Source organism: Providencia sp. wls1916 (genome assembly GCF_009706585.1).
GTDB lineage: Bacteria > Pseudomonadota > Gammaproteobacteria > Enterobacterales > Enterobacteriaceae > Providencia > Providencia lanzhouensis.
The window spans coordinates 111,793-123,417 of record NZ_WLUL01000004.1 but is presented as its reverse complement, the minus strand read 5'-3'; the positions used below and the strand labels follow the sequence as shown (position 1 = coordinate 123,417).

At 43.1% G+C, this 11,625-nt stretch carries 9 protein-coding genes; 4 read left to right on the top strand and 5 right to left on the bottom strand.

What is annotated here, in order from left to right:
- The 4 genes from GKR61_RS01990 to serS all read left to right on the top strand — a co-directional run.
- Positions 1–1,614 (top strand): DNA translocase FtsK (locus GKR61_RS01990; RefSeq protein WP_255453181.1); only part of this gene is annotated, 1,614 nt, incomplete at its 5' end.
- 86 nt (positions 1,615–1,700) lie between these two features.
- The gene (lolA, locus tag GKR61_RS01985) at positions 1,701–2,321 is read left to right on the top strand and encodes an outer membrane lipoprotein chaperone LolA (RefSeq protein WP_036951825.1); all 621 of its coding nucleotides are present in this window, start codon (positions 1,701–1,703) and stop codon (positions 2,319–2,321) included.
- Positions 2,322–2,345: 24 nt separating this feature from the next.
- Positions 2,346–3,689, top strand: coding sequence for a replication-associated recombination protein A (locus GKR61_RS01980; protein WP_036951822.1), 1,344 nt, complete (start codon positions 2,346–2,348; stop codon positions 3,687–3,689).
- Between the two features lie 105 nt (positions 3,690–3,794).
- Entirely contained in the window at positions 3,795–5,087 is a 1,293-nt protein-coding gene (gene serS / locus GKR61_RS01975) for a serine--tRNA ligase (RefSeq protein WP_132494457.1), read from the top strand.
- A gap of 79 nt (positions 5,088–5,166) precedes the next feature.
- Here the strand turns inward: serS and GKR61_RS01970 are convergent, their stop codons facing one another.
- The 5 genes from GKR61_RS01970 to focA form a co-directional block, all read right to left on the bottom strand.
- A complete protein-coding gene (locus tag GKR61_RS01970) occupies positions 5,167–6,141 on the bottom strand; it encodes an Rpn family recombination-promoting nuclease/putative transposase (RefSeq protein ID WP_154639503.1) in 975 nt (324 codons plus the stop codon).
- Positions 6,142–6,400: 259 nt separating this feature from the next.
- Positions 6,401–7,252 (bottom strand): BPSS1780 family membrane protein, encoded by an 852-nt coding sequence (locus tag GKR61_RS01965; protein WP_036951815.1) that lies wholly within the window; start codon positions 7,250–7,252, stop codon positions 6,401–6,403.
- 222 nt (positions 7,253–7,474) lie between these two features.
- Positions 7,475–8,269: a pyruvate formate lyase 1-activating protein gene (gene pflA, locus GKR61_RS01960; RefSeq protein ID WP_154599933.1), complete on the bottom strand. Its 795-nt coding sequence runs from the start codon at positions 8,267–8,269 to the stop codon at positions 7,475–7,477.
- Between the two features lie 112 nt (positions 8,270–8,381).
- Positions 8,382–10,664, bottom strand: coding sequence for a formate C-acetyltransferase (gene pflB, locus GKR61_RS01955; RefSeq protein WP_036951811.1), 2,283 nt, complete (start codon positions 10,662–10,664; stop codon positions 8,382–8,384).
- Between the two features lie 88 nt (positions 10,665–10,752).
- Positions 10,753–11,610 (bottom strand): formate transporter FocA, encoded by an 858-nt coding sequence (gene focA / locus GKR61_RS01950; RefSeq protein ID WP_036951809.1) that lies wholly within the window; start codon positions 11,608–11,610, stop codon positions 10,753–10,755.
- Positions 11,611–11,625: the final 15 nt, after the last annotated feature.

Below are 11,625 nucleotides of genomic sequence, written 5' to 3'. Positions count from 1 at the left end.
CCACAGCAGCCACAGCAGCCACAGCAGCCACAGCAGCCACAGCAGCCACAGCAGCCACAGCAGTCACAGCAGGATAGTTTATTCCACCCATTCTTAGTACGTAACGACCAACCGTTACCGAAACCAACGACGCCAATGCCGTCGCTTGACCTACTGGCGAGTCCACCAGAGCAAGAAGAGCCAGTGGATATGTTCAAATTAGAGCAAACCGCAAGGTTAATTGAAGCACGCTTGAACGATTATCGGGTTAAAGCTGAAGTGGTTGGCTTCTCTCCAGGTCCCGTAATCACCCGTTTTGAGTTGGATCTTGCGCCGGGAGTGAAAGCAGCTCGAATTTCCACGTTATCCCGAGATCTTGCGCGTTCATTGTCGACAACAGCGGTTCGTGTTGTTGAGGTGATTCCAGGTAAACCCTATGTTGGTTTAGAGTTACCGAATGAAAAACGTCAAACCGTTTATTTGAGTGAAGTCTTAGACTGTGATGATTTTAGAAAAAATCCATCGCCGCTGACGATTGTTTTAGGGAAAGATATCGAAGGTGATCCGGTTGTTGCCGATTTGGCAAAAATGCCGCACTTATTAGTGGCGGGTACAACGGGATCCGGTAAATCGGTTGGGGTCAATGCGATGATCCTGAGTATCTTATATAAAGCGAAGCCTGAAGATGTTCGCTTTATTATGATAGACCCGAAAATGCTGGAACTTTCTATCTATGAAGGGATCCCGCACCTGTTAACTGAAGTCGTTACTGACATGAAAGATGCAGCGAATGCGCTACGTTGGTGTGTCAATGAAATGGAACGCCGTTATAAACTGATGTCAGCATTAGGCGTACGTAATCTCGCGGGTTACAACGACAAAATTAAAGCGGCAGCGGATATGAGTCGCCCAATCCCAGATCCATTCTGGAAGCCTGGCGACAGTATGGATATGGAACATCCAATGCTGAAAAAAGAACCTTATATCGTGGTGATGGTGGACGAATTTGCGGACTTAATGATGACCGCAGGGAAGAAAGTGGAAGAGTTGATTGCTCGTTTAGCACAAAAAGCGCGTGCAGCCGGTATCCACCTCGTTTTAGCGACCCAACGTCCATCGGTTGACATCATTACTGGGTTAATTAAAGCCAATATTCCAACGCGTATCGCCTTTACGGTATCGAGTAAGATTGACTCGCGCACTATTCTTGACCAAGGTGGTGCTGAATCACTGCTGGGTATGGGGGATATGCTGTATCTGCCACCAAACTCATCGATTCCAGTGCGTGTTCACGGTGCATTTGTCCGTGACCAAGAAGTTCACGCTGTCGTAAATGATTGGAGAGCACGTGGGAAACCGCAATATATTGATAGCATCACGACATGTAGCGATGATAGTGAAGGCGGTGGAAGTTCAGATAATGGTGATGAGGATCTCGACCCGTTATTTGATCAAGCTGTCGAATTTGTTGTTGAAAAACAAAGGGTATCTATCTCCGGTGTACAACGTCAATTCCGTATCGGTTACAACCGGGCAGCTCGGATTGTTGAGCAAATGGAAGATCAAGGGATTGTCAGTGAACCGGGGCATAATGGAAACCGAGAAGTATTAGCCCCGCCATCAATGGGATATTAATATTTCATGTGATAATTGCTGGTTTAATTCAAGGGGTGTATAAAGACATACGCCCCTTGTGGTATTAATTTTAAGGTCTTTTCTCGATGAAAAAAATGATGTTGTTAGGTGCATTAGCCCTGAGTTTAAACGTAGGTCAAGTATTGGCAGATGCGAGTCAAGACCTTCAAGATCGACTGAGTAAAGTGAATAGCTTCCAAGCGAGCTTTTCTCAGAAAGTAACTAGCCCAGAAGGTGATCTTATCCAAGAGGGTGTCGGTGACTTGTGGATTGAACGCCCTAACTTATTTAACTGGAATATGACTTCGCCGGATGAAAGTGTTCTGGTATCAGACGGTAAAAACCTGTGGTTTTACAACCCATTTGTTGAGCAAGTGACGGTGACAAACTTAGCTGATGCTACCCAAGATACGCCATTCCTGCTATTAACTCGCAACAATCCGCAGGATTGGAAACAGTATTCTATTGTCCAACAGGGCAATACGTTTGATCTGAAACCAAAACAATCTAACGGGACATTAAAAAGTTTCTCTATTACGGTTAACCCACAAGGGACGATTGAGAAATTTGCTGCGGTTGAACAAGACGGACAAACCAGCGCCTATCAATTAAAACAGCAAAAAAATGGCCCAGTTGACCCAAGTAAATTCAAATTTACAGTACCAAAAGGGGTCACATTGGATGACCAGCGTTCTCGCGCTCACTAATATCTAGGGAGTAAAGAGGGTCTCGTGGGTAACTTATCTCTCGATTTTTCACAAAATGAATTCCAACCTCTGGCTGCGCGTATGCGGCCAGAAACGCTTGAGCAATATATTGGTCAAACACATTTACTTGCCGAAGGTAAACCATTACCACGTGCGATTAAGGCGGGTCATTTACACTCAATGATCTTGTGGGGACCTCCGGGAACGGGGAAAACTACTTTGGCTGAAATTATTGGTCACTATGCACAAGCGGATATCGAGCGCATTTCTGCGGTAACTTCAGGGATCAAAGAGATCCGTGAATCTATCGAAAAAGCGCGCCAAAATCGCAGTGCGGGGCGAAGAACCATTTTGTTTGTGGATGAAGTTCACCGCTTTAATAAAAGCCAGCAAGATGCTTTTTTACCTCATATTGAAGACGGTACCATCACTTTTATTGGTGCGACTACCGAAAACCCATCATTCGAACTCAACTCGGCACTACTTTCTCGCGCAAGAGTCTATCTATTAAAATCCTTAGAAAGTAGTGAAATTGAAGAAGTGCTGTTACAGGCATTGGGCGATAGCACCCGGGGTTTAGGTGGACAAAATATCGTTCTTCCAGATAGTACCCGAAAAATGATCGCTGACTTGGTTAATGGGGATGCAAGGCGCTCATTGAATCTGCTGGAAATGATGTCGGATATGGCGGAGGCAGATAACCAAGGTCAACGAGTGTTAACTGCCGAGTTGCTCAAAGAAGTGAGTGGTGAACGCGCAGCGCGTTTCGATAATAAGGGTGACCGTTACTATGATTTGATTTCTGCGTTGCATAAATCAGTTCGTGGTTCAGCTCCAGATGCTGCACTTTATTGGTATGCTCGGATTATTACTGCGGGCGGTGATCCTCTGTATGTCGCTCGTCGTTTATTGGCGATTGCCTCTGAAGATGTCGGGAATGCCGATCCTCGAGCCATGCAAGTGGCGATTTCAGCATGGGATTGTTTTACTCGTGTAGGCCCGGCGGAAGGGGAGCGAGCTATCGCTCAAGCCATTGTTTATCTTGCATGCGCACCGAAAAGTAATGCCGTTTACACCGCTTATAAAGCCGCAATTAAAGATGCTCAAATGCAGCCAGATTATGATGTTCCTGAACATTTAAGAAATGCCCCTACCAAATTAATGAAAGAGTTAGGTGTCGGTAAAGAGTATCGTTATGCTCACGACGAGCCTAATGCTTACGCGGCGGGTGAAAATTATTTCCCTGAACCGATGAAAGCGACGCAATACTATTACCCAACGGCACGCGGGCTAGAAGGCAAAATTGCTGAAAAACTCGACTGGTTAGCCCAACAAGATCAAATTAGCACAACAAAACGCTATCGCTAATCGGGTCAATGCGGTAAGGTTATAAAGCAATAAAATATTCTAAATATAACGCCGGAGCGCGTTATATTCGCTCTCACAATTGACTAACAAAATCACAGGATAAGCATGCTCGATCCAAATTTACTGCGTACGGAGCTAGACGCGGTTGCTACAAAACTGGCTCGCAGGGGTTTTACCCTTGATGTGGAAAAGCTGCGTGAATTAGAAGAACGCCGCAAAGTTTTACAAGTTGAAACTGAAACCCTGCAAGCAGACCGTAACTCGCGATCGAAAACTATTGGTGCAGCGAAAGCGCGTGGTGAAGACATTGAGCCATTGCGTCTGGAAGTGAACCAATTAGGCGAAAAATTGGATGCTGCTAAAGCAGAGTTAGATAAGCTGCAACAAGAAATCCGTGATATTGCATTAAGTATCCCGAATATTCCTGATGATGAAGTGCCTGACGGTAAAGATGACTCAGAAAACTTAGAAATCACTCGTTGGGGGCAACCTCGCCAATATGATTTTGAAGTCAAAGATCATGTGAGCTTAGGTGAACTGGCTGGTGGTTTAGATTTTCCAGCGGCAGTGAAATTGACAGGTGCTCGTTTTGTTGTGATGAAAGGTCAAATTGCGCGTATGCACCGTGCATTAGCGCAATTTATGCTGGATTTACATACTGAACAACATGGTTATCAAGAGCTGTATGTTCCTTATTTAGTTAACCATGACACGCTGTATGGTACTGGTCAGCTGCCGAAATTTGGTGAAGATTTATTCCACACTAAACCGTTGGAAGAAGAAGCGGATAGCAGCACTTATGCTCTGATCCCAACTGCGGAAGTGCCAGTAACTAACTTGGTGCGTGATGAAATTTTAGATGAAGATTCACTTCCTTTGAAAATGACGGCTCATACACCATGTTTCCGTTCAGAAGCGGGCTCTTATGGTCGTGATACTCGTGGCCTTATCCGTATGCACCAATTTGATAAAGTTGAATTAGTGCAAATCGTGCATCCTGAGAAATCAATGGCGGCACTGGAAGAGTTAACCGGTCACGCGGAAAAAGTTCTGCAATTACTGGAACTGCCATACCGTAAAGTGCTGCTATGTACTGGGGATATTGGCTTTGGTTCACGCAAAACTTATGATTTAGAAGTTTGGCTGCCAGCGCAAAATACATATCGTGAGATTTCTTCTTGCTCAAATATGTGGGACTTCCAAGCTCGCCGTATGCAAGCGCGTTTCCGTGGTAAGAGCGACAAGAAAACCCAACTGGTTCATACATTGAATGGTTCTGGTTTAGCGGTTGGTCGTACTCTGGTTGCTGTATTAGAAAACTATCAGCAAGCGGATGGACGTATTGAAGTGCCAGCAGTCTTACGTCCATATATGAAAGGCTTAGAATATATCGGCTAATTGATATATTTGATGTTGAAGGCTGAGCTTGGTTTTAGACTGGGTTCAGCCTTTTTTATTGTAAAAATAAGTGGTTAAGTTACAAGCTCAACACTTGAATTTCTGAATGGGACAATCCCGAGATTTGGCTAATAACATCAATACTGAGTCCCAGGCTTAAACTCGTTATGACCAGTGACCTCATGCGTTGACGAGTATTAACTATTTCTTCTTTTCTCGCCTGCTCTATACCTTGCTCTATACCTTGCTCTATGCCTTGCTCTATGCCTTGTTCTATACCTTTTTGCATTCCTTCATCCCTGAGTCTCTGTGCAATATTCATAATAGTTTCCTCATATTTTTCAGTTTGATTGATTAAAGCCTGTACTATTTGGGTGTAATCAGTGGAATCCATCACACTAAATAGATAGTTAATAATTAGAATCACATCATCTCGATGATTTTCATTTTCTTTAATCACATGTGCTAAGCGTTTAGATAGCAGAACAATGTCACCCTGTCGGGTTGAATGCTTGAAAGCTAACTCCATTGCAGCCACCTTCCGGTGGGTAAGAATTTCATCATCGCTGACAGCATTTACGTCAATCAGTGGTAGGGGATTACAATAAAGGTCATGGGCTAAATCTGACCACTGAAAGCAGTCTGTCCATGAGCGTGAATAAGGGTAAGGCGACGGATCACCATGATAAAACTGAATAGGGACGATAAGGGGTAAAGCATGATGACCGTGTTGTAGATGTTGATTCATTGCGGAGAACGCGTAATGCATTAAGCGCCAGCCCATTAATTTATCTGGAGTCGATTGGTGCTCAACTAATAGATAGAAGTAACCCGAACCTTGTTTTGTTTCGACTCTATAGAGCAAATCAGATAAGCGAGAACGCAGCGTTTTATCTATAAATGAAGCACTCGTTAGTATTAAAGTATCGAAATTACAGTATTGTGTAATACGACTTGGTAAATGAGCCTCGAAGAAATCCCTTGCATTACCAAGCTTAGTCATAAAGCCTTTGAATGCAGAATCATGCGGTTTAGAAACTAAGTGAATAGACATATCGATCCTTATCCCGAGCGGTTGACGACGAGATACTAACCAATATTTTTTAAGGAGTGGAAAAAAGTTAGTCCTAATTCTAGATAATGGCTTGACTGATTAACTTTTTGTTATAAATGGTTTTATTTACTGATTTTAGTAATTAAAAAACACCTCATCGTCGTAATTCAACCCTGAGGTGTCAGGAGATAATTTTAGTCAATGCTGATGAGCTCAGTACAAAACTTCCAAAGAAATTAGTGAGTCTCGTCCGCTTTAATTACACAATCAATGAACTGGTCTGTGACTGTTTAGTATCGGTAAAAAAGATACTGCGGTACGTGCTGTAGTAAGTTGCGTACATAATTGGCATTGAGATAAATAATCCTAAGCCGAATGGGATAATGGAGACAAACATTAGCACCATGGCAATCAGGAAGAATAAGAAGCCGGGTAATAGGTTTTTCTTCACTGCCTGTAAGCTGGCGGAGATAGATGTGCCAATTTTGAAATCATGATTCATGATAAGAGCGGGAGCAAACCACGTTAGTGCAGTGCCAAATAAGCTAGCTAATGCCATGATAATGCCCGCAAATACAAATGTTCCAGTTGATGCAAACAAGGCTGCATCCGAAATACCATCGTATTGGTCAGCTTGCATTACTAAGCTAAAAATGGCCGAGCCAGCAATCAGAAAAGCAATTAACATTCCGACCATATTGGCTGCAAAGTTTATGGCACCAATAGCAAATAGCTCACCAAATTTCTTTTGGAACCCAGAGAAAAGCAAGCCAATATCCGCTTCGCCAGTTTTGCGTTGGTTTTCACAAATTGCAATGATCCCCCCGACGAAAACGGGAGTAACAAAACTCACAAACATGCTGACAATGGGTAGAAAAGCCATAGCAAAGATAATCAGGAAAAAGACAACGTTAATCAGGATCCACATACCTAATTTTTCTTTGACCAGTGCCCACGCTTGGCTAATCCATTCAACGCCTTCTCCTGCTTGAACGGCGCGAGGTTCAGGCGTAAATACAAAACTATCAACGGGCTCTTGAGGTGATGGTGTTTCAGGTGCTGGCGTTACAGGTGATATGTTGTTATCGACATGATCGTGTTCATTGTTCATGGTAAATGACCTATTCGTAGTGATGAATCAGCAATGTTTATTATAGTGTTATGCTGCTATTGATTTATAAATTAAATTTAACTTGGGGATTATGCCTAAAAACTCAACATTATCAAAGCAGAGTAATCTGGTTGCGTGAGAGTAGGCAGGATTATGAAAGCGGGTAGGATGGTGTAGAAGAAGGGATAATAATGAGGCTCCCCGAAGGAAGCCTCATTTTAATTAGTACATGACTTTTTTGCCGTAGCTTTCGAGGATGCTTTTTACTCTTTCCATCACTTCTTTTGACGGTGGTCTCACGCCATCAAGTTTGTATTCTTCACCCATGGTTTCCCATTTGTGTTTACCCAGCTCATGGTAAGGGAGCAGTTCAATTTTCTCGATATTATCCATATCTTTGACAAATTCACCGAGCATATGGACTGAGTGGTCATCGTCACTCCAGCCTGGGACAACGACATAGCGGATCCAGGTTTTTTGATTGCGCTTAGCGAGGTAGCGAGCAAATTCTAAGGTGCGATGATTGGAAACACCCACGAGTTTTTGGTGGATCTCATCATTAAGCTGTTTTAAGTCAAGCATGACAAGATCAGTGACTTCCATCAGCTCATCAATGACGGGGTCATAACGACGAACAAATCCATTAGTGTCTAAACAGGTATGGATGTTTTCTTTTTTACAAGCGCTGAACCAATCACGGACAAAATCAGCCTGTAAAATAGCTTCACCACCAGATGCGGTTACACCACCACCTGTAGCGTTCATAAAATGGCGATAAGTGACGGCTTCTTTCATTAATTCATCAACAGTGACCATGTTACCGGTATGGGTATCCCATGTATCACGATTATGGCAATACAGGCAGCGCATTAGGCAGCCTTGAAAGAAGACAATAAAGCGGATCCCTGGTCCGTCGACGGTACCACAGGATTCGAAGGAGTGAATTCGCCCAAACGTCGCAGGTGGCGAGGTGGTCGAAATTTCAGTCGTTGGAATAGTCTTTTGCGTTGTTGACATAGCAGGAACTCACAGAATGTAGAATTATAATTTGTTATCTTTGACTAAGATAGAAAGGCCCCAATGGGAGGGGCCTTTTATTTATTTTACGTTATAGAATCTTAGCAAAGTCTTACAGAGTACTGGTGAAAGTACGAGTAATAACGTCTTGCTGCTGTTCTTTAGTCAGAGAGTTAAAGCGCACTGCATATCCTGATACACGGATAGTCAGCTGCGGATATTTCTCTGGGTTTTCCATTGCGTCTAACAGCATTTCGCGGTTCATAACGTTCACGTTTAAGTGCTGACCACCCTCGATAGAGGATTCATGGTGGAAGTAACCATCCATCAGACCCGCTAAGTTAGTTTTACGCACTTCGTCGTCTTTACCTAATGCATTTGGAACGATAGAGAAGGTATAAGAAATACCATCTTTCGCGTAAGCAAACGGCAGTTTAGCCACTGAAGTCAGTGATGCAACCGCACCTTTTTGGTCACGACCGTGCATTGGGTTAGCGCCTGGTCCGAATGGAGCGCCAGCACGACGACCATCAGGGGTGTTACCTGTTTTCTTACCATACACAACGTTAGAAGTGATGGTCAAAACTGACTGAGTTGGAACCGCGTTACGGTAAGTAGGCAGCTTCTGGATTTTCTTCATGAAACGTTCTACTAAGTCACAAGCGATGTCATCAACACGTGGGTCGTTGTTACCAAATTGTGGGTATTCACCTTCGATTTCGAAGTCGATAGCAATACCATCTTCGTCACGAATTGGTTTAACTTTTGCGTATTTGATAGCAGACAGTGAGTCAGCTGCAACAGATAGACCTGCGATACCACATGCCATTGTACGGTAAACATCACGGTCATGAAGTGCCATCAGTGCTGCTTCATAGCTGTATTTATCGTGCATGAAGTGGATGCAGTTCAGCGCAGTGACGTACTGAGTTGCTAACCAATCCATAAAGTGGTCCATTTTGTCCATCACGGTATCGAAATCAAGAACTTCGTCCATGATTGGAGCATGTTTAGGACCGACTTGCATTTTCAGTTTTTCGTCCACACCACCGTTGATGGTGTACAGCATAGTTTTCGCTAAGTTTGCACGAGCACCGAAGAACTGCATTTGTTTACCAACAATCATTGGGCTCACGCAACATGCGATTGCGTAGTCATCATTGTTGAAGTCAGGACGCATTAAGTCATCGTTTTCATACTGTACAGATGAAGTATCGATAGACACTTTTGCTGCGAACTTTTTGAAGTTCATTGGCAGTTTTTCTGACCACAGGATAGTCATGTTAGGCTCTGGAGATGGGCCCATGGTATACAGTGTGTTCAGGAAACGGAAAGTGTTTTTAGTCACCATAGTACGGCCATCAAGACCCATACCAGCCAGTGATTCTGTTGCCCAGATTGGGTCACCAGAGAACAGCTCATCGTATTCAGGAGTACGTAAGAAACGAACCATACGCAGTTTCATGACTAAATGGTCAATCAGTTCTTGCGCTTGTTCTTCTGTGATTTTACCTGCTTCTAAGTCACGTTGGATGTACACGTCTAAGAACGTAGATACACGACCAAATGACATCGCTGCACCGTTTTGAGATTTAACAGCGGCTAAGTAACCGAAGTAAGTCCATTGAACAGCTTCTTGTGCGTTAGTTGCAGGACCGGAGATGTCGTAGCCATATTTAGCAGCCATCTCTTTGATTTGACCCAGTGCACGGTGCTGTTCAGCAATTTCTTCGCGCAGTTGGATAGTCATTTGCAGGTCTTCACCTTTCTCTAATCTTTCTTGCAGAGAGGTGAATTGGTTGAACTTGTCTTTCATCAGGAAATCAATACCGTACAGCGCAACGCGACGGTAGTCACCGATGATACGACCACGACCATAAGCATCTGGTAAACCGGTTAAGATACCGGATTTACGGCATTTTAAGATGTCTGGAGTATAAACATCGAAAACACCTTGGTTATGGGTTTTACGGTATTCTGTGAAGATTTTTTTCAGGCTAGGATCTAAAGTACGATCGTAAGCTTTACATGAACCTTCAACCATTTTGATACCACCGAACGGGATAAGACCACGTTTCAGAGGTGCGTCAGTTTGTAAACCAACGATAGTTTCTAAGTCTTTGCTAATGTAACCTGCATCATGGGAAGTGATTGTTGATGCAACGTCTGTATCAAAATCAACTGGCGCGTGAGTGCGGTTTTCGATTTTGATCCCTTCCATGACTTTTTCCCACAGCTTATCAGTCGCTGGAGTAGAGCCTGCTAAGAAAGATTCATCACCTTCATACGGAGTATAGTTTTTCTGAATAAAGTCACGGACGTTGACGTTATTCTGCCAGTCACCTTGGCTAAAACCTTGCCATGCTAAAGCGAATTTTTCATTTAATTCGGACATGATACTTTTACCTTTTAACAATGGATCTTTGAGGGATCTTAATAAATCTTTGTGTACTTGTAATACCGAGTATATTAACCAATTTCGATTAATGTTTTTCGCTATTACGTAGATGCATTAACCAGTAAATTAGGCCGACTAACACTGCGCCGCCAATAATATTTCCGATAGTTACTGGTATTAAGTTTTCGGTAATAAAGTTTCCAACTGTTAAGTTAGAAAATTGTTCTGGTGCCATGTTGATATTTGACCAAAATTCAACAGGGGCGAATTCTTTAATCATGATAGCTAGAGGGATCATAAACATATTTGCAATGCTATGTTCAAAGCCACTAGCAACAAACATTGCGATTGGCAGAACTAATACTACCAGCTTGTCAGTTAGGCTACGACCGGCATAGCTCATCCAAACTGCTAAGCAAACCATTAAGTTAGCTAAAATACCTAAAAAGACAGCTTCAACAAAAGTATGGTGCAACTTGTAGTTAGCCGTTTGAAGAACGTTTAACCCCCATTGCCCATTCGCCGCAGCATATTGGCCTGCAAACCAAATAATAGCGACAAAAAACAGTGCGCCAATTAAGTTGCCAATATAAACGTTGAACCAATTGAGGAACATTTTTCCCCAAGTAATTTTGCCTGTTGCTTTAGATACGATGGTAAGAACAGTGGATGTAAATAAGTCAGCACCGCATACAACAACTAACATTAGTCCAAGGGAGAAGCAGATACCGCCAATCAGTTTAGTAAAACCGTAAGGAGCACTTGCTGCACCTGTCGTTGCAGTGATATAGAAAACGAAAGCGATAGAGATAAAGATACCAGCAGTGAATGCTGACAAGTAGGTAATAGCTGGGTGTTTGTTCGTTTTATAAACACCTGCATCATCAGCAACTTGCGCCATGACAGCAGGAGATAATAAATTAAAAGGGTTGTCAGCTTTCATACTAACACTCTCTTA

What these genes read in the sequence shown, in the direction of transcription:
- focA (WP_036951809.1), bottom strand. Translation starts at nt 11,610, where the DNA reads ATGAAAGCTGACAACCCTTTTAATTTATTATCTCCTGCTGTCATGGCG.
- lolA (WP_036951825.1), top strand. Translation starts at nt 1,701, where the DNA reads ATGAAAAAAATGATGTTGTTAGGTGCATTAGCCCTGAGTTTAAACGTA.
- serS (WP_132494457.1), top strand. Translation starts at nt 3,795, where the DNA reads ATGCTCGATCCAAATTTACTGCGTACGGAGCTAGACGCGGTTGCTACA.
- GKR61_RS01965 (WP_036951815.1), bottom strand. Translation starts at nt 7,252, where the DNA reads ATGAACAATGAACACGATCATGTCGATAACAACATATCACCTGTAACG.
- pflB (WP_036951811.1), bottom strand. Translation starts at nt 10,664, where the DNA reads ATGTCCGAATTAAATGAAAAATTCGCTTTAGCATGGCAAGGTTTTAGC.
- GKR61_RS01970 (WP_154639503.1), bottom strand. Translation starts at nt 6,141, where the DNA reads ATGTCTATTCACTTAGTTTCTAAACCGCATGATTCTGCATTCAAAGGC.
- pflA (WP_154599933.1), bottom strand. Translation starts at nt 8,269, where the DNA reads ATGTCAACAACGCAAAAGACTATTCCAACGACTGAAATTTCGACCACC.